Raw genomic sequence first — 25,788 nt, forward strand, 5'->3', positions numbered from 1 at the left:
TCCCCGACTGACCGTGCGGGCTTCAGCCCGCACGGTCAGGAAAAAAAGGAGAAAGAGCAGTATCATGCGGCTTCCCCCTACCGACAAATCGATCATGAACACCGAACAAATGACGGTGGCCGACGAGATCATCGCCGGCCCTCGAGGTCGTTTGACCGGTCCTTTCCACGCCTGGATACACAGCCCTGATTTCGCAACGCATGCCCAGCGTCTGGGCTCCGTATGCCGCTATCAAAGCGGGTTGCCAACAAGACTCGCCGAATTGGCGGTATTGGTCACGGCGGCTCATTGGCGCTCCATGACCGAGTGGCGAATCCATCACCCGATTGCCGTGGAATCCGGATTGTCACCGGCGGCCTTGGAGGCAATCCGTACAGGTGTGGCACCCGATTTCGATGCCCCCGATGAGCAGTTCATATACCGTTTCACCAAGCAATTGCATCATTCCAGTCGAGTCTCCGACCACCTTTTCGAGGAGGCCATTGGTCGCTTTGGTTTGCGCGTAGTGGTCAACCTGGTGGGTTTAATCGGATATTACACCTGCGTGGCGATGACCCTGAATGTGTTCGAGATCCAAGTAGATGACTGACATCCACGCGGGACACCGGCCCCATCATCCCCCGCCGAACAGGCGGCGCCACCAAGGCCGGCGCGGGGCGTCGTCCGACCGCGTCCGAGCCGCCTGTTGTCGTTCATGGAACGGCGTGGTCTCGTCACGCAGGTAACCGGCCAGGCCGCCCTCCTGCGCGTCACTGCTGATCTCGATCAGGTCCACGGCGCGCCCTTGCGGCGCGGTGTCGGCGATCACCGAGCCGGCGGCGAGGCGGGCACGCTCCAGGTTGCCGCCGCGCAGGCCCACCACCAGACTTTGCTGGGGCGATTCGCCACCCTGTTGCATCAGGCATAGATAGGCGGCTTCGACTTCCGGGTAGCCGGTCAGCAGGCGCTGGAGCGCTTCCACCATGGCGGTGGGGTATTCCGAGGGCTGGCCGAGCAGTACGTCGGTGTCGGCTTCCGTCCGACGGGTTTCCGGGGAATGATTGCTGCCGTTCTCCAGCAGCGAACGAACTTCCTCGGGATGGAATTCCTTGCCGTAATCGGAACGAGGGTTGAGCACCAGTCGGGTGCCAGCGGTCATTTCGAACAGGCTGCGCGCCGGCAGACCCAGGTAGCTCTTTTCCTCATCGATGGCCCGCTGCAATGCTTCCAGGTCGGTGAAGAACGGGATCACCGATTCCCCCTCGGCGTTTTGCCAGTGTTCGATGGAGAGGTGGGCGCCGGCCGGTACCGTGCCCCTCCCTTCGCTGGAACCGTCTCCGTGGCCGATCACGAAGATCTCGGCGGTCAGCAACCGGCGGTAGAATTCGGGGCGCGCGGCGGGGTCATCGGCGGCGCGTTTGAGCGATTCAAACAGAGGGTTGTCCGGCATGTTCACGTCCTACTGTGAGTGGTGGGCCATTTTAACCGGCGGCGACGCGGCGGTGCCCGGTAGTGGTGCGCAATTGGCGGTTGAAGGATGCAGCAGGAGCGACCGGGCGGAAGTCGCGCGCGATACGCCGCGAGTCAGAGCGCCGAGCCGGCGGCGTGGGCGCTGGCCCAGGCCCATTGGAAGTTGAAACCGCCCAGTTCCCCGGTCACGTCCAGTACTTCGCCAATGAAATACAGGCCGGGCACCGCCTTGGCCTCGAAAGTTTTGGAGGACACGGCGCCGGTATCGACGCCACCCAGCGTCACCTCGGCGGTGCGGTAGCCCTCGGTACCGGCGGGCTTGAAGCGCCAACCCTTGAGCACGGCGGCGATCTCCGCCAGACGTTCGTTGCCATGATGCTGCAGCGGGCCCTCCCAGCCGAAACGCGCCACCAGGGTGGCGGCCAGGCGTTGTGAGAAGAAACCGCGTAGCCATTTTTCCACGCTGCTGGTGGGCTGCTCGGCGCGGGCCTGGCGCAGGGCCGCCGCCGGGTCCGCCAGCGCCGGCAGCCAGTCCACGCTGACCGCGTCGCCGGGGCGCCAGAAGCTGGAGACCTGCAGCATGGCCGGCCCGGACAATCCCCGGTGGGTGATCAGCAGCGGCTCCTCGAAGCGGCGCCCGCCGGCTTCGGCGGCGACCTCCGCGCTGACCCCGGCCAGCTCCGCCAGCCAGGCCTTGTCCGCCGGCTGCAGGGTGAAAGGCACCAGGCCGGCGCGGGTGGGCAGCACGGCAAGGTTAAAGCGCTCCGCCAGCCGGTAGCCAAAGGGCCCGGCGCCCAGGGTGGGAATGGACAGGCCGCCGGTGGCCACCACCAGGCGGCGGGCGTGGAGCTTGCCGCCCGCCGTGCGCAGCCGGAAGCCGTCCGCGACCCGCTCCGCCAGGTCCGGCTCGGCGCCCTCCCCGTCCACCGGTACGTCATTGAGGTGGGTGACCGACGTGTTCAACCGCACTTGCGCCCCGGCCCACTCACATTCGGTCAGCAGCACCTGGAGAATCTCCTTGCTGGAGCCGGCGCAGAACAACTGGCCGGGGGCTTTCTCCACGTGTTCGACGCCGTGGCGTTCCACCAGCTCAAGGAAATGCCAGGGGGAATAGCGGTTCAGGGCGGACTTGCAGAAATGCGGATTGGCGGAGGTAAAGTGCGCCGGGGTGGTGTTCAGGTTGGTGAAATTGCAACGCCCGCCACCGGACATGAGGATCTTCTTGCCGGGCTTGTTGGCGTGGTCCAGCACCAGCACGGAGTGGCCCTGGTAGCCGGCGGTGGCGGCGCACATCAGCCCCGCCGCCCCGGCGCCGAGAACGATGACGTCGTAGTGCTCGGTCATGTTGACCGGTTGTTGGCGGCGAGGGTCGCCAGGGCCTGGCGTACGCCGGCCATACCATCGTGCAGGACCTTCTCGATTTCGGCCATGGTGATTTCCCGCTCCGCCTTGCCGGCGGCCGGGTTGACCACCAGCGACAGCATGGCATAGGGGATTTGCAGTTCCCGGGCGAGCACCGCCTCCGGCATGCCGGTCATGCCAACGATGCTGTTGCCGTCCTGTTCCAGGCGCCGGATCTCGGCGGCGGTTTCCAGGCGCGGCCCCTGGGTGGCGGCGTAGCAGCCACCGTCCATCAGCGGGACACCGGCCGCTTGCACGGCGGCACTCAGCCGCTCACGCAGGGCGCGGTCGAAGGGCCAGCTGAAGTCCACGTGCACCAGCGGGTCGTCGGGACCGTCGAAGAAGGTGCTGTCGCGGCCCCAGGTGTAGTCGATGATCTGGTCGGGAATCACCAGGGAGCCGGTGGCGACGGTGATACCGCCCACCGCGTTGACGGCGATGATGGCACTGGCGCCGGCTTCCTTGAGCGCCAGCAGGTTGGCGCGGTAGTTGACCTGATGGGGCAGCCGCGTGTGCGGGTCGCCGTGGCGGGCCAGGAACAGCACCGGCGCGCCGTTGAGCTCGCCTTCCACCACCGGCGCCGAGGGTTCGCCGAAGCGGGTGCCGGTGGCGTGCCGCTCGCGGATGGTGAGGCCTTCGATGCGGGTCAGGCCGGTGCCGCCGATGAACGCCAGCATCTCAGGCGTCCTCTTCGTCGAGAGCGAAGATACCGGGGGCGTTGCGCCAGTAGCCCTTGTAATCCATGCCCATGCCGAACAGGTAATGGTCTTCCGCTTCCAGGGCGGTGTAATCGGCCTTGAGGCCGGGCCGGGCCTTGCGGTCGTGGACCTTGTCGATCAACACGCAGGTGGCGACGCTGGTGGCGCCCTGAGCCTTGCAGGCTTCGACGATGGCCAGCAGCGTGTTGCCTTGATCGAGGATGTCGTCAAGGATCACCACGTCGCGGCCGGCCAGGCTGGCGCTGGGGGTGACCAGCCATTGCACGTCGCCGCCGCTGGTCTCGCCCAGGTAGCGGCTGGCGTGCAGATAATCCACTTCGAGCGGAAAATCCAGCCGCGTGAGCAGTTGCCCGGCGAACACGATGCCGCCGTTCATGATGGTGACGAATACCGGGCAACGCTCGGAATAGTCCGTGGTCAGTTGCACCGCCACCCGGCCAATGGCCGCCATCACATCGTCGTGGGAATGCAGTTCGCGGGCCTGCTGGCGCACCCGCATCAGTTCGTCCTTAAGATCACTCGCCGTCGTCATTGCCTGTCTCCTGATCCTGTTCGCCTTTCCAGCCCTGGCGGTGGTCCCGCCGGTTGCGGGGCGCCCGGTGCGAAGCACGCTGGCCGCGCGCGGGCGGCGCTTGGCCGCCGCCCTGGTCGTCCGCCGGGGCCTGGTCGTCGTCGCCGGCGGGCTCACTGGTGTGCATGTGCAGGGTGCGCGTGGGGAACGCGAATTCCGCGCCGTGCTCGTCCACGATGTGCATGATGCGCATGAGCACGTCCTGCTTGATTTCGTGGTAGCGCACCCAGTCGGTGGTCTTGGTGAAGGTGTAGATAAAGAACTCGATGTAGGAGTCACCATAGTGATCGAAGTTGACGATCAGGGTGCGGTGATCGGTTTCCATGTCCTCATGGTCGATCAGCATCTGGCGCACGGCGGCGACGATGTCGGGCATCACCCGCCAATCGTCGTAGCGGATGCCGATCTTCTCGTTGATGCGGCGGTTGAGCATCCGTGACGGGTTCTCCAGCACCACCGTGGTGAACAGGGAGTTGGGCACATACAGCGGACGCTGATCAAAGGTGCGGATGCGCGTCAACCGCCAGCCGATGTGCTCCACGGTGCCCTCGATGGAACGATCCGGGGAACGCACCCACTCCCCCACTTTGAAGGGTTTGTCCAGGTACACCATCATGCCGCCGAAGAAGTTGGCGAGCAGGTCCTTGGCGGCGTAGGCCACCGCGATGCCGCCCACGCCACCGAAGGCGAGCACGCCGGAGATGCTGTAGCCCAGCGCCTGGAGGATGATCAGCAGCGCGGTGATCATCACCGAGATGCGCAGCAGCTTGCCCACCGCGTTGGCGGTGGTCTTGTCCATGGGCTTCTTGACCCGGTTCGGGTTGACCAGATTGGTCTCGATATTGGTAACCAGGCGGGTCAGGAAGTAGGCAATGATGGCGATGAAGGCCACCCGGCGCACTTCCGAGACGTATTCGAAGATGGCGCTCTCGGATACCGATTGCAGCATCTCCGCGGCCACCGACAGCCCCACCACCCACAGCAACAGGCGCACCGGCACGCGGGCCGCCTCCAGCAGGGCGTCGTCCCAAAGATTTTCGGTTTTGTCGCTGAGGTGATCGAGCAGGTCGATCACCCGCATCAGAATGAAATTGGTGGCCACGGTGCAGAACACCACGGCGAACACCTGGGCCAGCCAGACCACGGTCTGGGTTTCCGGGCCGGGCCAGATCAGCAGTTGGCGCCAGTCAGTGAGGGCTTGCCAGTCCATTACGCGTCCTTAAGCAGTAAATCGGCGACGTCGCCGGCCTGGCGCCGGCGGCTCAGGTCCATGGGCGCGCGGGCGCGACCGCGCAGGCCGGCGGCGGGCACGCGGGTGTCGAAGCGGCGACCTTCCAGCCATTCCAGCACCGCCACGGCGCCGGGCCGATCATTGCACACCAGCACCATGTCGCAGCCGGCGCCAAGGGCCGCCTCGGCGCGGCTCGGGTAATCGCCGGCCACGGCGGCACCGGCCATGGCCAGATCGTCGGAGAAGATCACGCCGCGATAGCCGCATTCGCCACGCAGCACCCGGCCCAGCCAGTGGGCGGAGAATCCCGCCGGCTCCGGCGCCACCGCCGGATAGCGCACATGGGCCGGCATGATGCCTTCCAGGCGCCCGGCCAGGGCTCGGAACGGCGCCAGATCCGCTTCCAGGGCGTCCCGGTCACGGGGGTCCTCGGGCAATTCCAGGTGGGAGTCCGCGGCCACGTGGCCGTGGCCGGGGAAGTGCTTGCCGGTGGCGGCCATGCCGGCGCGGGTCATGCCGTCGATGAAGGCGCCGGCCAACGCCACCACCTGGCGCGGATCGGCGTGGAAACTGCGGTCGCCAATCACGCTGGAGTTGCCGTGGTCCAGGTCCAGCACCGGCGCGAAGCTGATGTCCAGGTCGAAGGCGCGCAGCTCATCGGCCATCAATTCACCCAGCAGGTCGGCGGCCTGAAGGGCGCCTTGCGGGTCGCGATCGTGGTAGCGACCCAGGGTGGCCATGGGCGGCAGGCGGGTGAACTCGGTGCGGAAACGCTGCACGCGGCCGCCCTCCTGGTCCACGGCGATGAGCAGTTCCTGGCGTTCGGCGCGCACCGCGCGCACCAGTTGATGAAGCTGTTCCGGCTCCTGGTAGTTGCGGCTGAACAGGATCAGGCCGCCCACCGCCGGGTGGCGCAGCAGCTCCCGTTCCTCCTGGTCCGGGGTAAGGCCGGCCAGGTCCAGCATCAGCAAGGGCTGGGTCTCGATGTCTGTTGGCATGGGCTGTGGTCTTAGTCGACGAGGGTCACCGGCGTGGCCACCGGCACCCGGGCAAAGAGTGCGATCACATCCGTGTTGCGCATGCGGATGCAACCGTGCGACGCCGGCGTGCCCATGGGCTCGCTGTCCGGCGTGCCGTGAATATAAATAAAGCGCCGGAAACTATCCACGTCGCCGCCCAGATTAAGGCCCGGTTCCAGGCCGCCGAGCCACAGAATGCGACTCAGGATCCAATCCCGGTCCGGGTGTTCGGCAGCCCGCGCCGGATCATGAATTTCGCCGTGGAAGCGGCGGCCCTGGAACACGGCGCCCTCCGGCAGGCCGGCGCCAAAGCGCGCGCGCACCAGGTGGCGACCCAGTGGCGTGGCGTTGCTGCCGCACCGGTTGCCGGCGCCGGCGGCGGCGGTGGAAACCGGGAACAGGTGTCTTTCGGCTCCGTCCTGGAGCGTCAGGGTCTGGTCGGAGAGGGATACGGTAATCAGCATGACGAAACGATACAGCAATCCCGGCCATCGCGGGAACGGCAAACCCCCGAACGTCGGGCAGGACCTTGTAGGAGCGGCCGGGCGGCGTACCGCTTCAGCCGCGAATGCCGCCCACTACGAACGGCAGCAATTGCTGGGTGATGCGGGCGGCGGTGATGTCGGTGTTGAAGTCCTTCTTGCTGATGGTCTGCAGCGACTCCATGCCCGACAGGGTGAAGATCACCGCGCCCAGGCAGAAATGCACGCGCAGGAACAACTCCAGGGACGGCACCTCGGGCACGGCGGCGTGCAGCAACGCCAGGAAGCGCCGGAACACGGCGCCGTAGTGCTCGCGCAGGTAGGCGCGCAGATGGTCCTGGGGCTGGCTGTAGGCCTGGCCGGCGAGGCGGAAGAAGATGATCGCCCGGCGTGTTTCATCGCCGTGGGAGCCCAGCGCCAGCCGGGAGGCCAGACCGAACAGCTTTTCCAGATCGACACCGCCGGCCTGCTCCAGCTCCTGCAGCTTGGCGTCCAGGGCGAGGCAGAACGGCGTCAGGTAGCGCTCGAACACCGCCTGGATCAGCGCTTCCTTGGACCCGAAGTGGTAATTGACCGCCGCCAGGTTGACCCGGGCCTTGCTGGTGATGGCGCGCAGGCTGGTCTCGGCGAAGCCTTTCTGGGCGAACAGGATTTCCGCCGCATCCAGGATGCGCTCAACGGTATCGGACTGGGACATGAGGCCTCGCGCTGGTGGACAAGCGTTTTAAACATACGTTTGGCCGATACGGGCGTCAAGCGGGGGTGATCGCGGGCCTTGGCATCGCGACTGAAGCGGGCCCTGCTACCACTCTTCCATGTAGGCGGCGCATTGTTCGACCAGCTCCCCGACCCGGGCGGCGGCCCCGTCCAGGCGTTGCCGGTCGCCGCTGGCCAGGGGCGCGTACGGGTCCTCGGCGCGGATCGCCAGGGCGTCCCGTTCCTCCGGCGGCGTGGGACGCCGGGCCAGGCCGGCGGCGCCGACGGCGGCGCGCATTTCCTGATCCAGCCAACACACCGGGTCGGAACGGTTGGCGCGGGCCTGGGCGAGCAGGCTCATTTCCGGCGCCTGGATGCCGGCGTCACGGAACGCCTGCTCCAGGGCCGCCAGGCTGATGAGGTCCTCGTAGCCGGGTACCCGGTAGCTCTTGGCGGCCTGGCGGGCGATGCCCACCAGCACCGAATAAAGGTGGAAGACGGCGCCGCCGCGCAGCGCCAGGCGCGGGCCGGCGGCGCCGTCCGGGTCGGCGTCCAGGGCCTTGAGCAGGCTGCGGGCAAAGAACAGCCGCTCGCGAAGGCCGCTGATTTCGCTTTCTCGGACCATTCGGGACATGGGGTCAGCTCTTCCTGGCGGCGGCTTTTTTCTTCGCCGCGGCCTTTTTCTTCTTGGCCGCGGCTTTTTTCTTGGGCGCGGTTTTCTTCTCTTCCTGTTCCCAGCGACCGTCGCGGTAGAAGGCGTACCAGCCGGTGGGCTTGCCGTCTTCCTCGGTCATCACGTACTGCTCCTTGGCCTTGCGGCTGTAGCGCAATACCGCCTTGCGGCCCTTGGAGTCCTCCGCCGGGGCGTCCGCCAGGTATTTGTGCTTGGGGTCCAGCTTGTCGGCGACGGTCTGGATCTCCTCGATCAGCGGCGCCCGGGTTTCCCGGTTCTTGGGAAACTGGCTGGCGGCCAGGAACAGGCCGGAGGCACCGTCGCGCAGCAGGTAGTGGTCGTCCACCTTCTCGCATTGCAGGTGCGGCATGGGGATCGGGTCGGCGCGGGGCGGCGCCGGCTCGCCGTTCTTGAGCAGCTTGCGGGTGTTGCCACAATCGTCGTTGGTGCACTTGAAGAACTTGCCGAAGCGGCCGGTGCGCAACTGCATCTCGCTACCGCACTTCTCGCACTCCAGGGTCGGGCCGTCATAGCCCTTGATGCGGAATTCGCCCTGCTCCACCACATAGCCATCGCAGTCCGGGTTGTTGCCGCAGACGTGCAGCTTGCGCTTTTCGTCGATGAGGAAGGATTCCATCGCCGTGCCACACTTGGGGCAGCGCTTTTTGCGGCGCAGCTCGTTGGTTTCCGCCTCTTCGTCGTCGGCGTTGACCGCCTCGGCTTCCTCGCCGGGCAGCAGGTTGAGGGTCGCCGTGCAACGTTCCTTGGGCGGCAGGCTGTAACCGGAACACCCCAGGAAAACGCCGGTGGAACCGGTACGGATCTGCATCGGGCGGCCGCATTTGGGGCACTCGATGTCGGTGTCGGTGGGCAGGTTGGCACGCATGCCACCCTTGGCCTGCTTGCCACTGCCCTCGCCCTGGGCGGCCTCCAGCTTGGCCAGGAAATCCCGGTAGAACTCGTCGAGCACGTCGCGCCAGTGGCGCTTGCCCTCGGCGACCTGGTCCAGGGTTTCTTCCATCTGGGCGGTGAAGTTGTAGTCCATCAGGTCCGGGAAGCTCTCCGCCAGCCGGTCGGTGACGATGTCGCCCATTTTCTCGGCATAGAAACGCCGGTTCTCCTGGCGCACGTAGCCCCGGTCCTGGATGGTGGAGATGATCGCCGCGTAGGTGGACGGGCGGCCAATGCCGCGTTTTTCCAGCTCCTTGACCAGGCTCGCCTCGGTGTAGCGGGCCGGCGGCTTGGTGAAGTGCTGGGTGGCGTCGATGTCGTCCACGGCGAGCACGTCGCCCTGCTTGAGATCGGGCAGCTCGGTGTCTTCCTGGCCCTTGCGCGAGGCCTGGGGCTGGATGCGGGTCCAGCCGTCGAATTTCATGATGCGACCGCGAGCCTTCAGCTCGTAGCCATCCGCCTCGGCGGTGATGGTGGTGCTCAGGTACTCCGCCGGCGGCATCTGGCAAGCGATGAACTGGCGACGGATCAGCTCGTAGAGACGCTGGGCATCGCGCTCCATGTCCTTGAGGGCGCTGGCTTCGCGTTTCACGTCCGAGGGGCGGATTGCCTCGTGGGCCTCCTGGGCGCCATCGCGGCTGGAGTAACGGTTCGGCTTCTCGGGCAGGTATTTACCGCCCAGCTTGTCGTCGATCCAGGCGCGGCAGTCGTTGACGGCGTCGGCGCTCAGGTTGGTGGAGTCGGTCCGCATGTAGGTGATGTGACCGGCCTCGTAGAGGCGCTGGGCCATCATCATGGTCTTCTTCACCCCGAAGCCCAGGCGAGTGCTGGCCGCCTGCTGCAGGGTGGAGGTGATGAACGGCGCCGGCGGTTTGGAACGGGTGGGCCGCTCCTCGCGCTGGGTGATGGTGAGCTGGCCGGCGGCCTTCAGGGCGGCGCGGTGCTTCTCGGCGTCGTCGCCGTTGTTGGGGCGGAAGTTCTCGCCGTTATGGCGGGTCACCTGCAGGCGGATCTCGTCGCTGGCTTTCGCCTGGCTGTGGGTGTCCGCGTGCAGCTCCCAGAATTCCTCGGGCACGAAGGCGCGGATTTCCCGCTCGCGCTCCACCACCAGCTCCACGGCCACGGACTGCACCCGGCCGGCGGACAGGCCCCGGGCGATCTTTTCCCACAGCAGCGGCGAGATCATGAAACCCACCACCCGGTCCAGGAAGCGGCGCGCCTGCTGGGCTTCCACCCGGCTCATGTCCAGCTTGCCGGGTTCCTCGAAGGCGGCCTGAATGGCCTTCTTGGTGATTTCGTTGAACACCACCCGGTCGAAGCGCTGGTCGTCGCCGCCGATCACTTCCCGCAGGTGCCAGGCAATGGCCTCCCCTTCGCGGTCCAAGTCAGTGGCGAGGTAGATGCGGTCGGCGTTGGCGGCCAGACGCTTGAGCTCGTCGATGACCTTTTCCTTGCCGGGCAGGATTTCATAGTGGGCGTCCCAGTCGTGGTCCGGGTCCACCCCCATGCGGTTGATCAGCTGGGCCTGGGCCTTCTTCTTTTTATAGGCTTCCCGTTCTTCCTTGGGCAGTGACCGGGTATAGGCGGCCTCCTTGGCACGCTCCTTGGGCGTGGTCTTCTTGGCGCCGCCGCTCACCGGCAGGTCGCGCACGTGGCCAACGCTGGACTTGACCACGAAGTCGTCGCCCAGATAGCGGTTGATGGTCTTCGCCTTGGCCGGCGACTCCACGATTACAAGGGACTTACCCATTCGTTGCTCACCCGATCATGCTACGGATACTCAAAAGAAACCTCCGATGCCTGCCCGCCGCGCCGGGATCGCCGTGCGCCGGGGCGCCGTCGGAGGTTCGCCGGGGACGTTTGCGACCCCCGGCGGGCGCCTATTTAGACAGCGCCGGTATTGTCCGGTCAAGCGCCGACGCGGCGCGGCGCCGGCGGCGACACCCCACCACGGCCCGGGCCGGCGGTGGCCAAAGCCCCGTGCGACAAGGCTTTGCGCGCTTCGACGAGGTGGGCTGGCGGGGCGCCGCGAGGCGGTTATACTGAGGCCCTTACAACGAGCCGCTGGAGGAAATACCGTGACCGCACCCTACCGCAAGGTCCTGGTGGCCATAGATTGCAGCGATGAATCCGCCGAGGTGCTGGCCCGCGCCGCCGGCGTCATCGAGGGCACCGAGGGGGAACTGCATCTGATCCATGTGATCGAGCCGCTGGCCCTGGCCTACGGCGCCGATGTGCCCATGGACGTCACCGATCTGCAGAGCGGCCTGGTGAAACAGGCCCAGGAAACCGCCTGCAAGTACGCGCGCCAGTACCAGGTGCCCAAGGAACGGGTGCACGTGGAGCTGGGCTCCATCGAGAAGACCATCGTCGACAAGGCGGACACCCTGGGCGCCGACCTGATCGTGGTGGGCAGCCACACCCGCAGCGGCCTGGCACTGCTGCTGGGCTCCACCGCCCGGGGGCTGGTGCCCGGCGCCCATTGCGACGTGCTGGCGGTGAAGATGGATCGCAAGAAGAAGGAATAGACCGGCGGCCCGCTCCGCACGGCCCGGGGTGATCGCGGCTGAAGCCGCTCCTACGGGAGCCCCGCCCACCGTAGGAGCGAATCGCGATCACCGTCAGGTGAGCTGGGCGTTGCCAGTGGTGCCCGGCGGGCAGTGATTCCACCGGTAGAGCAGATCGGCCAGCGCCCGGGCCTGCTCGCGCAACGACACCAGCTCCGCCTCGCTGTCCCGCTGGCCGCTGAACACCGGCACCTTGCGCAGGCCCGCCGCCAGGGCCTGGTCCGGGCTCTGCATGCGCCGCACCTCCACCGCCCAGCGGATCTGATGCACCAGCATGTGGAAAAACGCCAACCGCGTGGCCAGACTGTACGGCGTGTCGCGATCGTCGTCGAAATCCTTGAAATCAAGCCTGGCCAGCACCGCCTCACGGGCGGCGTCCGCCACCCGGATGGTGGCGCCCCGGGTCCGGCCCAGCAGCATGGACAGGGTCCCGAACACCTCCCCCGGGGACACGTAGTAGAGCACCGTCGGCGAGTCCTCGTCGCCCAGCACCACCAATTGACCGCGCAGCAGAAAATACAGGGAAGACGGCACCTCCCCGGCGCGGATCACGGTATCGCCAGGGCCCGCCTCGATGATCTCGGTGCGCGCCAGCAGCCGCGCGCGCTGGTCGGCATCGTCGCGGGCCACCTCGTTGAAAAACGGCACCCCGGCGAGCAGCGCCTCCACCCGGTGGTGATCCGAATCCTGCCAGGATGCATGCTTCATGGTTGCTTCCGATCCCCTTGAAAGACCCAATGCTAGGCGCGGCGACCGACAAAAGCGATGCCCGAACGCGTGAAGGGGCTTTTAAAAGTACTGGACATATAATACTGTTCATATTATCAGTATGGGTCATGACGGGCATGGCCCCAAGGAGGACGTTATGAGCAGCACCCTTACCGCACGCCAGCAGCAGGTACTGGACTGCATCCGTGAATCACGCCAGGAAACCGGCATGGCGCCGACCCGCGCCGAAATCGCCGAACGCATGGGGTTCCAGTCCAAGAACGCCGCCTCCGACCATCTGCGTGCCCTGGAGCGTAAAGGCTATATTCGCCTGCACGGCGACCGCTCGCGGGGCATCCAGCTGCTCGAGGCCGCCCTGGAGGCCGAGGACGAGCTGCCGGTGGTCGGCAAGGTGGCCGCCGGTACGCCCATCGAGGCCATCGAGAATGTGGAGCGCACCGTGCCGGTGCCCCAGGGCCTGTTCCGCCAGCGCCCCACCTACCTGCTCAAGGTACAGGGCGACAGCATGGTCGAGGCCGGCATTTTCGACGGCGACCTGATCGCCGTGCGCAAGAGCCAGACCGCCCGTTCCGGGGAGATCGTGGTGGCGCGCATTGACGACGAGGTCACGGTGAAGACGCTAAGACTGAACAAGTCCAGCGCCACCCTGCTGCCGGCCAACGATGCCTATGAGCCGATCCGGGTGCCCGCCGACGAGCTGATGATCGAAGGTATTTTCGTGGGGCTGATTCGTGACCCGAACCGCCATTAACCGTCTCGCCACGGCGTTCGCGCTGAGCCTCGCCCTGGTCGCCTCCGGCTGCCAGAGCGATCCGGCGCCCGCCTCCGGGACGGCCGATAAGAGCCACGCCATGACGGACACTCGTTTGCTTGCTCCCTGTCCATCGTCGCCCAATTGCGTATCCAGCCTGGCCGACGATGACCGCCACCGGGTGGCGCCGCTACCCGGCGCCGGCCACCGTGATGCCAGCCTGGCGCTGCTCAAGGACACCCTGAGCGAGCTGCCCCGCGTGCAGTTCGAAGCGGTGGGGCCGGCGCGAATCCAGGCTCGCTTCACCTCGCGCCTGATGCGTTTCGTGGACGACGTGACCTTCTACGTACACGAGGACGGGGTGATCGAGGTGCGCTCCGCCTCACGGCTGGGTTACTGGGACCTGGGCGCTAACCGGCGCCGGGTGGAGGACCTGCGCGAGCGGCTGAACCGCCGCCTGACACCGGGGGCCGCCCAGGAGCAGGCGTCATGACCGCGCCGCGATGGGCCGACATCGGCGTCAACCTGGGCGACAAACAATTCCGCGATGACACCGACGCGGTGCTTGAGCGCGCCCGCGAGGCCGGTGTCACGCGGTTGCTGCTCACCGGCACCAGCGTGGCGGAATCCCGCCAGGCCCTGAGCCTGTGCCGGGACTACCCGGATCGGGGGCTGCGCGCCACCGCCGGCATTCACCCCCATAACGCCCGCTTTTTCGACGACGATGCCCTGGCGGAGCTGGGTGCCCTGCTGGACGAACCGGAGGTCACCGCCGCCGGCGAAATGGGCCTGGACTTCAACCGCGATTTTTCGCCGCGCCCGGCCCAGGAGAAGGCCTTCGAGGCCCAGTTGGCCCAGGCCGCGGCCCGGGGGCTACCGGTGTTTCTGCATCAGCGGGACGCCCATGACCGTTTTCTGCCAATGCTCAAGGCCTGGCGCGACCGGCTGCCCGCCGCCGTGGTGCATTGCTTCACCGACAACCGCCGGGCGCTGTACGACTACCTGGACCTGGACTGCCACATCGGCATCACCGGCTGGGTGTGCGACGAACGCCGTGGCCGGGAGCTGGCCGGGCTGGTCCCCGACATCCCCGCCTCCCGGCTGCTGGTGGAAACCGACGCCCCCTACCTGCTGCCCCGGGACCTGCCGGAGCCGCCGCCGGTGAAACGCCGCAATGAACCCTGCCTGCTGCCCTGGATCGGCCGGCGGCTGGCCGCCCTGCGCGGCGAGACCCCGGAGGCCCTGGCCGCCCTCACCTTCGCCAACAGCCGGGTATTGTTCGGCGACCAGGGCGACTAAGCCGCCGAGGGGCCTTCCACGATAATGCCCTGGGCGGCGCAGAAGGCTCGCAGCGCCGGCTCGGTGGCATCCGCCACCGTGAGCCGGGCGGTGACCGCCTGCCCGTAGTCCACCGCCTCCAGGCGAGCGCCGTTCTGATCACACCAGTGGCGCAGGGGTTGCTCGTCGGCGAAGCCCAGGGTCAGGGTAAAGGCGCTTTCCGGCACCTGTTCCACCACCTCCATGGCGGACAGCACCGCCTCGGCGGCGCCGGCGTAGGCGCGCACCAGCCCGCCGGCGCCCAGCTTGACGCCGCCGAAGTAGCGGATCACCACCACCATGACGTCGCCCACGCCCTTGTGCTGAATCACGTTGAAGATCGGTTTGCCGGCGGTGCCGGAGGGTTCGCCGTCGTCGTTCATGGCGCCGTGGCCAGAGTTAGGCGCGCCGATCAGCCAGGCGTGGCAGTGGTGGGTAGCGTCCGGGTAGCGGGCGCGGGCCTCGTCGAGCACGCCCTGCCCTTCCTCCCGGCTGCGCACCGGGCGCAACCAGGCGATAAAGCGGCTTTTATTGATCTCGATCTCGCGGTCCACCGGACCGCCTGGCACCGGATAGGTCACGATACCGTGAGCACCACGGCGCCGTGGGTTTTGCGCGCTTCCATGTCCTGGTGGGCGCGGCCCACGTCCTTGAGGTCGTAGATCGCCGGGGCGGCGGGGGCCAGGGTGCCGTCCTGGAGGGCGGCGAAGAACTCGGCGGCGACCTGATCGCGGCGCGCCAGGTCACCAATGTAATGGCCAAGCATGGGGCGGGTGACAGTGAGGGAGGCGGCGGCCAGGCGCGGCATGGCCAGCGGCTCCACCGGCCCGGAGGACTGGCCGAAGTTGACCAGATGACCGCGCGGGGCCAGGCAATCCAGGGAGCCATAGAAGGTGTCCTTGCCCACCGAATCATAGGCCACGTCGACTCCCTTGCCGCCGGCGATTTCCTTCACCGTGCCAGCCACGTCCTGCTGGCGGTACAGGATCACATGGTCGCAGCCGCCGGCGCGGGCCTGCTCGGCCTTGGCGTCGCTGCCCACGGTGCCGATGACGGTGGCGCCGAGGCGGTGGGCCCACTGGCACAGCAACTGGCCGACGCCACCGGCGGCGGCCTGGATCAACAGAGTGTGTTCCGGGCGCAAGGCGAACACGTCGGTCATCAACACCCGGGCGGTGAGCCCGCGCACCATCATGCCCGCCACCAGGGTATCGTCCAGCCCGTCCGGCAGAGGCACCGCGTTGTCGGCCTTGATCAACCGTTCTTCCGCGTAGGCGCCGTAGCCGTGGGCAATGTAGGCGACCCGGTCACCGACCCGGAAGCGATCCACGCCCTCGCCCACCGCCAGCACCTCGCCGGCCCCTTCCAGGCCGGGCACGCCGGGTAGCGGCAGGGTCTGGTAAAGGCCGGAGCGCACATAGATGTCGTGGAAGTTGACGCCCACGGCGGTTTGTTTGAGATGCAGCTCGCCGGGGCCGGGCTCGCCTACCTGGATGGATTCGGGTTTCAGAACCTCGGGGCCGCCGGGTTCATGCATGACCATGGCGATCGGCATGGGAACTCCTTGAATCGATTTGATGGGGCGAATTGTAGCATCGGCGCGTGCGGGGTGTTCGACGGCCATCGCGGCTAAAGCCGCTCCTACGGCGACGGCGTGTCTGATTGCGGTAGGAGCGGCTTCAGCCGCGATACCCACCCCGCTAGCGCATGAAGCCTTCCTCGCGCAGCTTGTGAATCCTGTCGCGCACGGCGGCGGCCTGCTCGAACTCCAGGTTCTTGGCGTGCTCCATCATCTCCGCCTCCAGCTTTTCGATGTCCTTGGCCACCTCCGCCGGAGAACGCGCCACGTACTTTTCCTTGTCCTCGGCGACCTTGCGGGTGCGCTTGCGCTCCGGCTGGCCGGCGCCGGTGGTGTAGGCGTCGTCCATGATGTCTCGCACCTGCTTCTTGAGCGCCTGGGGGGTAATGCCCCGTTCCTTGTTATGGGCGATCTGCTTGTCGCGGCGGCGCTCGGTTTCGTCCATGGCGCGGCGCATGGAACCGGTGATCTGGTCGGCGTAAAGAATGGCGCGACCGTTGATGTTGCGCGCCGCCCGGCCAATGGTCTGGATCAACGAGCGCTCTGCGCGCAGGAAACCTTCCTTGTCGGCGTCGAGGATCGCCACCAGGGCCACCTCCGGCATGTCCAGCCCCTCGCGCAGCAGGTTAATGCCCACCAACACGTCGAACTTGCCCAGGCGCAGGTCGCGAATGATCTCCACTCGCTCCACGGTGTCGATGTCGGAGTGCAGGTAGCGCACCTTGACGCCGTGCTCGTTGAGGTACTCGGTGAGGTCCTCGGCCATGCGCTTGGTCAGCGTGGTAACCAGCACCCGCTCGCCTTTCTCCACGGATTCGCGCACCTCGCCGAGCAGGTCGTCCACCTGGCTGCCCGCCGGGCGCACCTCGATGGCCGGGTCCACCAGGCCGGTGGGGCGCACCACCTGTTCCACCACCTGGCCGGCGTACTTCTCTTCATAGGGGCCGGGCGTGGCGGAAACGAACACCATCTGCGGCGCCAGCCGCTCCCATTCCTCGAATTTGAGCGGCCGGTTGTCCAGGGCCGAGGGCAGCCGGAAGCCGAACTCCACCAGGGTTTCCTTGCGCGAACGGTCGCCTTTGTACATGCCGCCAAGCTGGGGAATGGTGACGTGGGATTCGTCGACGATCAGCAGGGCGTCGTCGGGCAGGTAGTCAAACAGGGTGGGCGGCGCCTCGCCGGGCTGGCGACCGGAGAACAGGCGTGAGTAGTTTTCCACGCCATTGCAGTAGCCCAGCTCCTGGAGCATTTCGATGTCGAAGCGGGTGCGCTGCTCCAGCCGCTGGGCTTCCACCAGCTTGTTGTTGTCCTTGAGGATCTTGAGCCGGTCGGCCAGTTCCTCCTTGATCATTTCCACCGCCTTGAGCACGGTTTCCCGGGGCGTGACGTAGTGGCTCTTCGGATAGATGGTGATGCGCCCCACCCGCTTGATCACCTCGCCGGTGAGCGGATCGAAGATGCTGATGTCCTCGATCTCGTCGTCGAACAGTTCGATGCGCACCGCCTCTTTCTCTTCCTCCGCCGGGAAGATGTCGATGACGTCGCCGCGCACCCGGTAGGTGGCGCGGCGGAAATCCATCTCGTTGCGGGTGTACTGCAGCTCCGCCAGGCGGCGCAGCAGATCGCGCTGATCAATATGGTCGCCGCGCACCAGGTGCAGCACCATGGCATGGTAGCTGGCCGGGTCGCCCAGGCCGTAAATGGCGGACACGGTGGCGACGATGATGGTGTCGCGCCGTTCCAGGATCGCCTTGGTGGCGGACAGCCGCATCTGCTCGATGTGCTCGTTCACCGAAGCGTCCTTCTCGATAAAGGTGTCCGAGCTGGGGACGTAAGCCTCCGGCTGGTAGTAATCGTAGTAGGAGACGAAGTACTCCACCGCATTCTCCGGGAAGAACGCCTTGAACTCCCCGTAGAGCTGGGCGGCCAGGGTCTTGTTGGGTGCCAGGATGATGGTGGGCCGCTGCACCTCCTGGATCACGTTGGCCATGGTGAAGGTCTTGCCGGAGCCGGTCACGCCGAGCAGGGTCTGATGGCCCAGACCGTCGTGAATGCCTTCCACCAGGCCGGCGATGGCGGTGGGCTGGTCGCCGGCGGGCTGGTACTCCGAATGCAGGTTGAACGCGGTGTCTGCCATCGTCGTCTCTGTAAAATTAGGAAAACTGTTGGCGCCGAATCCGGCGGCGGCGGGCGCGCCCCGGGGCCACGCCGAACCAGGGCTGGCGGTAGTCGGCTGACCACCTGATGGCGGTGATCGGGATCGCCCGTGGCCTAGGAGGTGGCGGCGGAATACGGTAATATCAATGACCCACTCCGCGCCACCAGCGCGGCCAGTACTCATTAGAGAAATGAGGAGTGCATGTCCGATATCAACCTTTCCGACCGCGTGCAACGCATCAAGCCTTCCCCGACACTGGCGATCACTTCCAAGGCAGCGGAACTGCGAGCCGAGGGCAAGGATATCATCGGCCTGGGCGCGGGCGAGCCGGATTTCGATACCCCGGATCATATCAAACAGGCCGCGATCGACGCGATTAACGCCGGCAAGACCAAGTACACCCCCGTGGACGGCACTCCCGGCCTGAAAAAGGCCATTATCAACAAGTTCAAGAACGAGAACGGCCTCGACTACGAGCCCGCTCAGATTCTGGTGTCCAGCGGCGGCAAGCAGAGCTTCTTCAACATGGCCCTGGCGCTGCTCAACGACGGCGACGAGGCGATCATCCCGGCGCCTTACTGGGTCAGCTACCCGGACATGGTGAAAGTGGCCGGCGGCGTGCCCGTGGTACTGGAAACCGACGTGGACAGCCGCTTCAAGATCACCCCGGAGCAGTTGGAAGCGGCGATCACGCCGAAAACCCGTCTGTTCGTGATCAACAGCCCGTCCAACCCGTCCGGTATGGCCTACTCCAAGGAAGAGCTGGCCGCCCTGGGCGCGGTGCTGGAGAAGCACCCGGACATCGTGGTCGCCACCGACGACATGTACGAGCACATCCTGTGGACCGGCAAGCCGTTCGTGAACATCGTCAACGCCTGCCCGGCGCTGTATGACCGCACCGTGGTGATGAACGGCGTCTCCAAGGCCTACTCCATGACCGGCTGGCGGATCGGCTACGCCGGCGGCCCGCAAAAACTGATCGCGGCCATGAAGAAGGTGCAGAGCCAGTCCACCTCCAACCCGGCCTCCATCAGCCAGGCCGCCGCCGAGGCCGCCCTGGCCGGTGACCAGCAGTGCGTGAAGGACATGGTCAAGGCCTTCAAGGAGCGCCACGACTATGTAGTGGACGCGCTCAACAAGCTGCCGGGCGTCACCTGCGCCGCCGGCGACGGCACCTTCTATGCCTTCCCGGACTTCTCCGGCGCCATCGCCGCCATGGACGGGGTGGAAAGCTGCACCGACCTGGCCGCCAAGCTCCTGGAGACCGCGGAAGTGGCCCTGGTACCCGGCTCCGCCTTCGGTGCCCCGGGCTGCCTGCGGCTGTCCTTCGCCACCGGCATGGACACCCTGAAAGAGGCGATTCGTCGCATCGAGCAGGCGCTGTCTAAATAAGCAGCAAACGGTCCCCCGGGTGTTGACGCCCCCGGGGGCCGCCACTACTATACGCGCCTCAAGTTATTCCGCCTTAGCTCAGTTGGTAGAGCAGCTGACTGTTAATCAGCGGGTCGCTGGTTCGAGCCCAGCAGGCGGAGCCAAATAGAAGGGCCTACCCATCGGGTAGGCCCTTTTTTTATGCCCGCTGCCTGGGTGGGCCGGTTTGGCAGCGGGGCTACCATGACCGGGCGTTACGCCGTGAGGCCGATCCGTTGCCGACGGCCCGTTATGTGGTGGCCAACCCGGTTCGAGCCGTGCTGGTCACCGCCTCGTCATACTTCCTCCCTATGGTGCTTTTTTCCTAATCGGGCGCTCGCCCCTTTTTACCTGGAGAAGTACCCATGAACGTTCGCGCTGATTCCCCCTTTTCCCGTCGCGCGCGCTGGTCGCTGCTGGCCTGCGCCGTGGCCCTGAGTGCCTGCGGCGGCGACAGCGACAATGACCCGGTCGGCGACGCCGACCCCGAGCCGGCCCCGCCGGTAGCCCGCGCCGGCGGCTGGACCCACGGCGACCTGCACGTTCACACCTACCAATCCGATGATGCCCAGGTATCGCTGCAAAGCGTGCTCGACGATGGCTTCGACCACTACGGCCTGGATTGGATGGCACTGTCCAACCACCTGCGACTGTCCGGCCGGGACCATACTGGCAGCGCCCTGCAGGGCGGCGCGATTCCCTTCTCCCGGGGGCTGGTGGAATATGAAAAGCCCTATGTGGAACAGGCCCAGGCCGAGGGCCGCTACGAGGGCAAGACCATCTTCTCCACGGTGGAATGGGACATGCCCACCCATGACCACGTGAACATCGGCATCGGCATGGAAGCGCCCTACGCCGAGGACAATCTGCGCGCCGTGGCGGAGTTTGAGTACCTGTTCACCAACCGCGACCCGGCCCTGTTCGACGCCGGACTGGTGGATTCCCTGAGCGACCAGACCCGCGCCTACTCCACCCATGAAGACTCACTCAAAGCCATCGAATGGTTGCGCGACCACCACCCCGACAGCTACATGCTGCTTAATCATCCGAACCGCTACATGAATAAGTACACGGTGGCCCAGCTCCGCGAAATGAACGACCTGGCACCGGAGATTTTCTTCAGTATCGAGGGCATGGTCGGCAACCAGATGGAGCCGGACCGGGGCGGCTATGTGGAAGCCTACACCGATGCCAACCTGGCCTCCCGCACCTATGGCGGCACCGACTACATCGTCGCCACGCTGGGCGGGCCCTGGGATGCGCTGCTTGGCGAGGGGCGCCGGATCTGGACCGTGGCCAACTCCGACTACCACTTCACCACCGCCCAGGGTCGCTACAGCAGTGGCTATGCGCCGGGGGAGTATGCCAAGACCTACGTCTGGCTGGACGACGACGCCCGCACCCCGGCGGACCTGCTGGAAGCCCTGCGCGGCGGCCGCCTGTTCGGTGTGTTCGGCGATCTGATCGATGCCCTCTCCTTCCAGGCGCAAGCCGGTGACGACGCCGCCATGATGGGAGACGCACTGGCGGTGGACCGGGGCGAGCAGGTCACGGTGACGATCCGCTTCCGTAGCCCGGAGCGCAACAACTACGAGTACCCGCTGGAGAGCGGCCACCTGGTGCAGGCCCGTCCTGTGGTCGATCACGTGGACCTGATCGTCGGTGATGTCAGCGCCCCGGCGACGCCGGGCAGCGCCGCCTACCAAAGCGCCGAAAACCCCAGCACCCGAGTACTGGCGCGCTTCAATGCCAACGACTGGAGCGTGGACGAGGACGGCTTCGCCACCATCACCCATACCCTCACGGTAACCGGCGATCAGTACCTGCGTCTGCGCGGCACCAACCTGGCGCCGGACGTGGACGGCGAGACCCAGGACGGCGAGCCCCTGCCTGATCGGAAGGTCGATCTGGCCAGTGACGCCGCCCGCTTCGACGCCATCAACGCGCGCAACTACAACGACCTCTGGTTCTACTCCAATCCGATCTTCCTGACCCTCGGGGATTGACCCGCCCGCCGCCGCCGGCTGACCCGGCGGCGGCCATTTACGCTTCGTGACGGGGTCTTCATTGAGCCTGATACGGGCCGTGTTAAACTTGCGCGATCCTCCGGCTGTTCCAGGGACCGCATGCAGCAGCAACATTCCGTCCATGCCGCGCCGTCGCGCCACGACCGCTGGTATGAAAAACTGTTTCTCAGCCCGGTTCTGGGGCACGCGGCCGGCCTGGGTATTCTGATCGCCGGGGCCCAGTTCCTGAGCTATCAGGGTGCCCCCCGCGACGAGAATCAGGCCACCACGCTGATGCTGCTGGCCAGCATTTACCTGATCAGCATTTACCTGAGCCAGCACATCGGTCGCTTCGCCGGCGGGCGCGCCCTGGCCTGGACGCTGGGCACCACCCTGCTTTCCGCCGGGCTGGTGATCACCGTGGTGCTGCTGTGCCGCATCGGCTACGCGCGCACCTCCCTGGTGGTCGGCATGGGGCTGCTGCTGGGACTGCAGACCCTGTCGATTCTGATCAACCGCCGTTTCCGGCATCTGAAGCTGGCGGTGGTGCCCTCCGCCCTGGTCGGCGAGATGCCACGCACCCGCAATGTTCAATGGCGTTATCTGGCCCAACCGGAACTGGGTGACTGCCGCTATGACGGCCTGGTGGTGGACATGGGCGCCCGGCTGGATGACGACTGGATTCGCTTTATCAGCCATTGCAGCATCGCCGGGCTGCCGGTGCTGGACAGCGGCAAGGTGCTGGAGGCGATTCAGGGCAAGGTCGATCTGACCCGCCTGAAGAGCAAGGACCTGGGCACCCTGCAACCATCACCGGTGTACCTGTCCGCCAAGCGCGCCCTGGATCTGGTGCTGTCGTTGCTGATGCTGCCGTTGATCATCCCGGTGTGCCTGGTGGTGGCGCTGTTGATCCGGCTGGATTCGCCGGGGCCGGCGCTGTTCGTGCAGGAGCGCGTGGGCCGGGGCAACCGGGTGTTCCGCATGTACAAGTTCCGCTCCATGCGCCCGGATGATGGCCGCGAGCCCCAGTTCGCCGACGAGGACGCCCACCGCATCACCCGGCTGGGGGCGTTCATCCGCAAGTTTCGCATCGACGAGTTGCCGCAGATTTTCAACGTGCTGCGCGGCGATATGAGCCTGATCGGCCCGCGCCCGGAGCAGCCCGGCTTCGTCGAGCGCTTCGAGCAGGAAGTGCCCTTCTACAGCTACCGCCATATCATCCGCCCGGGCATTACCGGCTGGGCCCAGGTGGCCCATGGCTACGCCACGGATACCGAATCCACCCGCCAGAAAGTGGAGCACGACTTCTACTACATCAAGAACCTTTCCCTGGGCCTGGATCTGCTGATCCTGATGCGCACCGTGAGAACCGTGTTCACCGGCTTCGGAGCCCTCTGAGCGATGCCGGATACCCACGGCACCGGGATTCCGATCTCGGTCATCATCCCCATGTACCAGCACTGGGAGCTGGCACCCACTCTGATCGCGGCGCTGGACGCCCAGACCCTGCCCAAGGACCGCTGGGAATGCTTCATCGTCGACAACGGTTCCGACCAGGTGCCGGACCCGGCCACCCTGCCCGACTTCGTGACCCTGCTGGAGTGCCCCCGACCGGGTTCCTACGCAGCCCGCAACACCGCCCTGGAACGAGCCAGCGGTGAGCTGTTGGTGTTCACCGACGCCGATTGCCGACCACGGCCGGATTGGCTCGAACGGCACTGGGCGCGGCACCGGGAGAACCCGGGGGGCCGACTGATCGCCGGCGGCGTACGGGTCTGCAAGTTCGACGCGGCGCCGCCCAACGCGGTGGAGACCTACGACACCGCCATGGGAATTCCCCAGGCGCGCTACGCGCGACGCGGCTACGCGGCCACCGCCAACCTGTCGGTGCCACGCACCGCCTTCGAGCGCCTGGGTCCATTCGACGCGGCACGCTTTTCCGGTGGTGACGCGGAATTCTGCCTGCGCGCCGGTGCCGCCGGCATCCCTCTGTTCTACGACGCGGAGGCGGCGGTGGATCACCCGGCGCGCCGGGACTGGCCGGAGCTGACCACCAAACTGAAACGGGTCAAGGGCGGCCAGATACGCTCCGGCCCATGGAAAAGGCGGCTGAAGTTTCTGATCAAGACCTTCGTGCCGCCGGTGTGGGCGTTCTGGTACGCGCTCCGTAGCGACAAGGTCACGCCTCGCCAAAAGCTCACCGTGCTGCGGGTACAAACCGCCCTGTGGTTCGTGGAGATGGCCGAAACCCTGCGCCTGCTGTGCAACGGACGCATGGAGCGTCGCTAATGAGCCCCAGCGTTTCCATCATCACCCCCTGCTATAACGCCGCCGACACCCTGCCGGAAACCGTGGGCTCGATCCTGGCTCAGGATTTTGGTGACTGGGAGTTGCTGCTGGTGGACGATTGCTCCACCGACGCCACCGAGGCGGTGGCCCGTGGCTTCGCCGAGCGGGACGCCCGGGTTCGCTACGTGCGCATGGTGGAAAACGGCGGCGCGGCGCGGGCCCGCAACCGCGGCATCGAGCTGGCGCGCGGACGCTATATCGCTTTTCTGGACGCCGACGACGCATGGGTGCCGGAGAAGCTGTCCGGCCAGTTGGCGCTAATGCGCGAACGGGGCTGGCCGCTCACCTTCACCGCCTATCACAAGGTGGATGGCGCGGAACGCCAGCTTGGCCGGGTGGGTGTGCCGGAACGGGTCGACTATCGGCAACTGCTGAAGACCAACTACATCGGCTGCTCCACCGCCATTTACGACAGCGAAACCCTGGGCAAGGTCGCCATGCCGGACATTCGCCGGCGCCAGGACTTCGGCCTGTGGCTGCGCCTGCTCAAGCGCACGCCCTATGCCTATGGCATCGACCGCGCCTGGACCCGCTACCGAATTCGCGAGCAGTCATTGTCCGCCAACAAGACCCGTAGCGCCGGCTACAACTGGCGGTTATATCGGGAAGTGGAGGGTCTTTCCGTGCCGGTAAGCCTCTATTATTTCAGCCACTATGCCCTGCGTGGCCTGCTGCGAAGCCGGCTGCCGCGCCTGGCGCGCCGGCTGGGCTGGTTGTCCTAGGCGGCATCCAGGGAGCGCCGGCCGCCCTGGCACATCCGCACCACGCTCTCATGGGGCCGGTCATAGCGGCGCAGCATGGCATCCCCCAATGCCATGCCCAGCACTTTCAGATACGTCCCCGGCGCCTGATAGAAACGAGCCTTGAGCACCCATTGCAGGATTTTCAGCGGCGCGATGCCCCAAAACAGCCAGCCGGCGGCCGCATGGTAGACGCGCAGGCCGTTACGATAGGTGTAGTAGGCTTTCCATAATGGCCGGTACACCGGTTCGTCGTTATCGAAGGTGCTGCAATCGTGGGTGAAGCGTACCCAGGGCAGGAAACGGATACGGCCACCGGCACGGCGAATGTTCAGCGAATAGAGCACGTCGTCGCCGTAGATGAACAACTCCCCCGCCGGCAACCCCACCTCCTGCAGTAATTCGCCACGCAGGAAGAATCCCACGAAGGAGGTGGCGTCCACGGATACCGGTCGCGCGGCGCGGTAATCCCGGTCGTCGATATGAAAGCCGTCGCGCCCGCCCAGCAGCGTGCGACAGAACAGCCGCCAGTGCCAGAACGGGTTGCGGCTGGGCCGGTTCATCTCGCAGATGCGGCCATCCGGGTAATAGACCGCCGCCGCCGCCGCGTCGACACCTTCCAGATCGGACTCCAGAAACGCCCGGAAAGCGCCGGGCTGAGGGTGGGCATCGTCATCGAAGCAGACGATCCACTCCGGCCGATAGCGAGCCTGGGCATGCCAGAACCCCACTTCGAAGCCACCGGCACCGCCCAGATTGCGCGGCGTATGCAGCACATCCAGGCGTTCGTGGCGCTCGGCCTGCTCGCGCAGCCATTCGCGGGTGCCATCGGTGGAGCCGTTGTCCACCACCAGCACCGCGTCGCAGTCTTCCTGCAGCAGCGCAGCCACGCAAGTACGCAGATGGTCAAGGCGGTTGAAGGTGACCACCACGGCGGCCAGTCGGTTGTTCATGCGTGCACCTCTCGTTGTGCGGGGGACGAACCTCTCG

At 66.3% G+C, this 25,788-nt stretch carries 25 protein-coding genes and 1 tRNA gene; 11 read left to right on the forward strand and 15 right to left on the reverse strand.

Annotation, left to right across the window (positions count from 1 at the left end):
• Nucleotides 1-94 precede the first annotated feature (94 nt).
• Nucleotides 95-589 (forward strand): carboxymuconolactone decarboxylase family protein, encoded by a 495-nt coding sequence (locus ACLD02_RS10695; RefSeq protein WP_238400900.1) that lies wholly within the window; start codon nucleotides 95-97, stop codon nucleotides 587-589.
• A gap of 24 nt (nucleotides 590-613) precedes the next feature.
• On the opposite strand, the gene ACLD02_RS10700 is transcribed toward ACLD02_RS10695, so the two are convergent.
• The 10 genes from ACLD02_RS10700 to topA all read right to left on the reverse strand — a co-directional run bounded on the left by ACLD02_RS10700 (nucleotide 614) and on the right by topA (nucleotide 10,942).
• Nucleotides 614-1,429, reverse strand: a complete 816-nt coding sequence (locus ACLD02_RS10700; protein WP_410298683.1) for an enhanced serine sensitivity protein SseB C-terminal domain-containing protein — start codon at nucleotides 1,427-1,429, stop codon at nucleotides 614-616.
• A gap of 134 nt (nucleotides 1,430-1,563) precedes the next feature.
• Nucleotides 1,564-2,793: an NAD(P)/FAD-dependent oxidoreductase gene (locus ACLD02_RS10705; protein ID WP_410298684.1), complete on the reverse strand. Its 1,230-nt coding sequence runs from the start codon at nucleotides 2,791-2,793 to the stop codon at nucleotides 1,564-1,566.
• Nucleotides 2,790-3,527 (reverse strand): S-methyl-5'-thioinosine phosphorylase, encoded by a 738-nt coding sequence (locus tag ACLD02_RS10710; protein ID WP_203102308.1) that lies wholly within the window; start codon nucleotides 3,525-3,527, stop codon nucleotides 2,790-2,792. Before ACLD02_RS10710 ends, ACLD02_RS10705 begins: the two co-directional genes overlap by 4 nt.
• Before the next feature lies 1 nt (nucleotide 3,528).
• Complete coding sequence (locus tag ACLD02_RS10715; RefSeq protein WP_203102307.1) at nucleotides 3,529-4,101, reverse strand: hypoxanthine-guanine phosphoribosyltransferase; 573 nt, start codon at nucleotides 4,099-4,101, stop codon at nucleotides 3,529-3,531.
• Complete coding sequence (locus tag ACLD02_RS10720; RefSeq protein ID WP_203102306.1) at nucleotides 4,085-5,350, reverse strand: mechanosensitive ion channel family protein; 1,266 nt, start codon at nucleotides 5,348-5,350, stop codon at nucleotides 4,085-4,087. Before ACLD02_RS10720 ends, ACLD02_RS10715 begins: the two co-directional genes overlap by 17 nt.
• Nucleotides 5,350-6,369, reverse strand: coding sequence for a beta-N-acetylhexosaminidase (gene nagZ, locus ACLD02_RS10725; RefSeq protein ID WP_410298685.1), 1,020 nt, complete (start codon nucleotides 6,367-6,369; stop codon nucleotides 5,350-5,352). Before nagZ ends, ACLD02_RS10720 begins: the two co-directional genes overlap by 1 nt.
• An 11-nt stretch (nucleotides 6,370-6,380) precedes the next feature.
• Complete coding sequence (locus ACLD02_RS10730; RefSeq protein WP_203102305.1) at nucleotides 6,381-6,854, reverse strand: L,D-transpeptidase; 474 nt, start codon at nucleotides 6,852-6,854, stop codon at nucleotides 6,381-6,383.
• A 94-nt stretch (nucleotides 6,855-6,948) separates the two neighbouring features.
• Complete coding sequence (locus ACLD02_RS10735; RefSeq protein ID WP_203102304.1) at nucleotides 6,949-7,569, reverse strand: TetR/AcrR family transcriptional regulator; 621 nt, start codon at nucleotides 7,567-7,569, stop codon at nucleotides 6,949-6,951.
• Nucleotides 7,570-7,674: 105 nt separating this feature from the next.
• On the reverse strand, nucleotides 7,675-8,202 hold the full coding sequence (locus ACLD02_RS10740; protein WP_410298686.1) for a hypothetical protein: 528 nt from the start codon (nucleotides 8,200-8,202) through the stop codon (nucleotides 7,675-7,677).
• A 4-nt stretch (nucleotides 8,203-8,206) separates the two neighbouring features.
• Nucleotides 8,207-10,942, reverse strand: coding sequence for a type I DNA topoisomerase (gene topA / locus ACLD02_RS10745; protein WP_410298687.1), 2,736 nt, complete (start codon nucleotides 10,940-10,942; stop codon nucleotides 8,207-8,209).
• Between the two features lie 328 nt (nucleotides 10,943-11,270).
• Between topA and ACLD02_RS10750 the strand changes: the two genes are divergently transcribed.
• A complete protein-coding gene (locus tag ACLD02_RS10750) occupies nucleotides 11,271-11,720 on the forward strand; it encodes a universal stress protein (RefSeq protein ID WP_203102299.1) in 450 nt (149 codons plus the stop codon).
• Nucleotides 11,721-11,813: 93 nt separating this feature from the next.
• Here the strand turns inward: ACLD02_RS10750 and ACLD02_RS10755 are convergent, their stop codons facing one another.
• Nucleotides 11,814-12,467: a cyclic nucleotide-binding domain-containing protein gene (locus ACLD02_RS10755; RefSeq protein ID WP_203102297.1), complete on the reverse strand. Its 654-nt coding sequence runs from the start codon at nucleotides 12,465-12,467 to the stop codon at nucleotides 11,814-11,816.
• Nucleotides 12,468-12,624: 157 nt separating this feature from the next.
• On the opposite strand from ACLD02_RS10755, the gene lexA reads away from it, so the two are divergent.
• The 3 genes from lexA to ACLD02_RS10770 all read left to right on the forward strand — a co-directional run bounded on the left by lexA (nucleotide 12,625) and on the right by ACLD02_RS10770 (nucleotide 14,538).
• Nucleotides 12,625-13,239, forward strand: coding sequence for a transcriptional repressor LexA (gene lexA, locus ACLD02_RS10760; RefSeq protein WP_203102295.1), 615 nt, complete (start codon nucleotides 12,625-12,627; stop codon nucleotides 13,237-13,239).
• A 100-nt stretch (nucleotides 13,240-13,339) separates the two neighbouring features.
• Complete coding sequence (locus tag ACLD02_RS10765) at nucleotides 13,340-13,732, forward strand: DUF1499 domain-containing protein (RefSeq protein ID WP_203102442.1); 393 nt, start codon at nucleotides 13,340-13,342, stop codon at nucleotides 13,730-13,732.
• The gene (locus ACLD02_RS10770; protein ID WP_203102293.1) at nucleotides 13,729-14,538 is read left to right on the forward strand and encodes a TatD family hydrolase; all 810 of its coding nucleotides are present in this window, start codon (nucleotides 13,729-13,731) and stop codon (nucleotides 14,536-14,538) included. Before ACLD02_RS10765 ends, ACLD02_RS10770 begins: the two co-directional genes overlap by 4 nt.
• Here ACLD02_RS10770 and ACLD02_RS10775 read toward each other — a convergent pair.
• From ACLD02_RS10775 to uvrB, 3 genes are all read right to left on the reverse strand, one after another.
• Complete coding sequence (locus ACLD02_RS10775; protein WP_410298688.1) at nucleotides 14,535-15,137, reverse strand: IMPACT family protein; 603 nt, start codon at nucleotides 15,135-15,137, stop codon at nucleotides 14,535-14,537. The genes ACLD02_RS10770 and ACLD02_RS10775 overlap by 4 nt on opposite strands.
• Complete coding sequence (locus ACLD02_RS10780; protein WP_410298689.1) at nucleotides 15,134-16,111, reverse strand: quinone oxidoreductase family protein; 978 nt, start codon at nucleotides 16,109-16,111, stop codon at nucleotides 15,134-15,136. The genes ACLD02_RS10775 and ACLD02_RS10780 overlap by 4 nt, the downstream gene beginning before the upstream one ends.
• Before the next feature lie 145 nt (nucleotides 16,112-16,256).
• The gene (gene uvrB, locus ACLD02_RS10785) at nucleotides 16,257-18,272 is read right to left on the reverse strand and encodes an excinuclease ABC subunit UvrB (RefSeq protein ID WP_203102289.1); all 2,016 of its coding nucleotides are present in this window, start codon (nucleotides 18,270-18,272) and stop codon (nucleotides 16,257-16,259) included.
• Nucleotides 18,273-18,494: 222 nt separating this feature from the next.
• On the opposite strand from uvrB, the gene ACLD02_RS10790 reads away from it, so the two are divergent.
• From ACLD02_RS10790 to ACLD02_RS10815, 6 genes are all read left to right on the forward strand, one after another.
• Nucleotides 18,495-19,685, forward strand: a complete 1,191-nt coding sequence (locus ACLD02_RS10790; RefSeq protein WP_410298690.1) for a pyridoxal phosphate-dependent aminotransferase — start codon at nucleotides 18,495-18,497, stop codon at nucleotides 19,683-19,685.
• A 67-nt stretch (nucleotides 19,686-19,752) separates the two neighbouring features.
• Nucleotides 19,753-19,828: transfer RNA gene (locus ACLD02_RS10795), tRNA-Asn, on the forward strand.
• Between the two features lie 240 nt (nucleotides 19,829-20,068).
• Nucleotides 20,069-21,709 (forward strand): S-layer protein, encoded by a 1,641-nt coding sequence (locus ACLD02_RS10800; RefSeq protein ID WP_410298691.1) that lies wholly within the window; start codon nucleotides 20,069-20,071, stop codon nucleotides 21,707-21,709.
• Nucleotides 21,710-21,829: 120 nt separating this feature from the next.
• Nucleotides 21,830-23,107 (forward strand): exopolysaccharide biosynthesis polyprenyl glycosylphosphotransferase, encoded by a 1,278-nt coding sequence (locus ACLD02_RS10805; protein ID WP_203102283.1) that lies wholly within the window; start codon nucleotides 21,830-21,832, stop codon nucleotides 23,105-23,107.
• Between the two features lie 3 nt (nucleotides 23,108-23,110).
• Nucleotides 23,111-23,998: a glycosyltransferase family 2 protein gene (locus tag ACLD02_RS10810; RefSeq protein WP_410298692.1), complete on the forward strand. Its 888-nt coding sequence runs from the start codon at nucleotides 23,111-23,113 to the stop codon at nucleotides 23,996-23,998.
• Nucleotides 23,998-24,780 (forward strand): glycosyltransferase family 2 protein, encoded by a 783-nt coding sequence (locus ACLD02_RS10815; protein WP_203102270.1) that lies wholly within the window; start codon nucleotides 23,998-24,000, stop codon nucleotides 24,778-24,780. Before ACLD02_RS10810 ends, ACLD02_RS10815 begins: the two co-directional genes overlap by 1 nt.
• Here ACLD02_RS10815 and ACLD02_RS10820 read toward each other — a convergent pair.
• On the reverse strand, nucleotides 24,777-25,751 hold the full coding sequence (locus ACLD02_RS10820) for a glycosyltransferase (RefSeq protein WP_203102268.1): 975 nt from the start codon (nucleotides 25,749-25,751) through the stop codon (nucleotides 24,777-24,779). The two genes, ACLD02_RS10815 and ACLD02_RS10820, sit on opposite strands and share 4 nt — an antisense overlap.
• Nucleotides 25,752-25,788: the final 37 nt, after the last annotated feature.

Source organism: Alloalcanivorax sp. C16-2 (assembly GCF_046507615.1).
GTDB lineage: Bacteria > Pseudomonadota > Gammaproteobacteria > Pseudomonadales > Alcanivoracaceae > Alloalcanivorax > Alloalcanivorax marinus_A.

Bases quoted from the DNA above. Each gene is read 5' to 3' on its own strand.
- ACLD02_RS10715 (WP_203102307.1), bottom strand. From the start codon at position 4,101: ATGACGACGGCGAGTGATCTTAAGGACGAACTGATGCGGGTGCGCCAG.
- topA (WP_410298687.1), bottom strand. From the start codon at position 10,942: ATGGGTAAGTCCCTTGTAATCGTGGAGTCGCCGGCCAAGGCGAAGACC.
- ACLD02_RS10730 (WP_203102305.1), bottom strand. From the start codon at position 6,854: ATGCTGATTACCGTATCCCTCTCCGACCAGACCCTGACGCTCCAGGAC.
- ACLD02_RS10800 (WP_410298691.1), top strand. From the start codon at position 20,069: ATGAACGTTCGCGCTGATTCCCCCTTTTCCCGTCGCGCGCGCTGGTCG.
- ACLD02_RS10735 (WP_203102304.1), bottom strand. From the start codon at position 7,569: ATGTCCCAGTCCGATACCGTTGAGCGCATCCTGGATGCGGCGGAAATC.
- ACLD02_RS10720 (WP_203102306.1), bottom strand. From the start codon at position 5,350: ATGGACTGGCAAGCCCTCACTGACTGGCGCCAACTGCTGATCTGGCCC.
- ACLD02_RS10810 (WP_410298692.1), top strand. From the start codon at position 23,111: ATGCCGGATACCCACGGCACCGGGATTCCGATCTCGGTCATCATCCCC.
- ACLD02_RS10780 (WP_410298689.1), bottom strand. From the start codon at position 16,111: ATGCCGATCGCCATGGTCATGCATGAACCCGGCGGCCCCGAGGTTCTG.
- ACLD02_RS10765 (WP_203102442.1), top strand. From the start codon at position 13,340: ATGACGGACACTCGTTTGCTTGCTCCCTGTCCATCGTCGCCCAATTGC.
- uvrB (WP_203102289.1), bottom strand. From the start codon at position 18,272: ATGGCAGACACCGCGTTCAACCTGCATTCGGAGTACCAGCCCGCCGGC.
- ACLD02_RS10695 (WP_238400900.1), top strand. From the start codon at position 95: ATGAACACCGAACAAATGACGGTGGCCGACGAGATCATCGCCGGCCCT.
- ACLD02_RS10700 (WP_410298683.1), bottom strand. From the start codon at position 1,429: ATGCCGGACAACCCTCTGTTTGAATCGCTCAAACGCGCCGCCGATGAC.
- ACLD02_RS10710 (WP_203102308.1), bottom strand. From the start codon at position 3,527: ATGCTGGCGTTCATCGGCGGCACCGGCCTGACCCGCATCGAAGGCCTC.
- lexA (WP_203102295.1), top strand. From the start codon at position 12,625: ATGAGCAGCACCCTTACCGCACGCCAGCAGCAGGTACTGGACTGCATC.
- ACLD02_RS10705 (WP_410298684.1), bottom strand. From the start codon at position 2,793: ATGACCGAGCACTACGACGTCATCGTTCTCGGCGCCGGGGCGGCGGGG.
- ACLD02_RS10815 (WP_203102270.1), top strand. From the start codon at position 23,998: ATGAGCCCCAGCGTTTCCATCATCACCCCCTGCTATAACGCCGCCGAC.
- ACLD02_RS10805 (WP_203102283.1), top strand. From the start codon at position 21,830: ATGCAGCAGCAACATTCCGTCCATGCCGCGCCGTCGCGCCACGACCGC.
- ACLD02_RS10790 (WP_410298690.1), top strand. From the start codon at position 18,495: ATGTCCGATATCAACCTTTCCGACCGCGTGCAACGCATCAAGCCTTCC.
- ACLD02_RS10770 (WP_203102293.1), top strand. From the start codon at position 13,729: ATGACCGCGCCGCGATGGGCCGACATCGGCGTCAACCTGGGCGACAAA.
- nagZ (WP_410298685.1), bottom strand. From the start codon at position 6,369: ATGCCAACAGACATCGAGACCCAGCCCTTGCTGATGCTGGACCTGGCC.
- ACLD02_RS10740 (WP_410298686.1), bottom strand. From the start codon at position 8,202: ATGTCCCGAATGGTCCGAGAAAGCGAAATCAGCGGCCTTCGCGAGCGG.
- ACLD02_RS10820 (WP_203102268.1), bottom strand. From the start codon at position 25,751: ATGAACAACCGACTGGCCGCCGTGGTGGTCACCTTCAACCGCCTTGAC.
- ACLD02_RS10755 (WP_203102297.1), bottom strand. From the start codon at position 12,467: ATGAAGCATGCATCCTGGCAGGATTCGGATCACCACCGGGTGGAGGCG.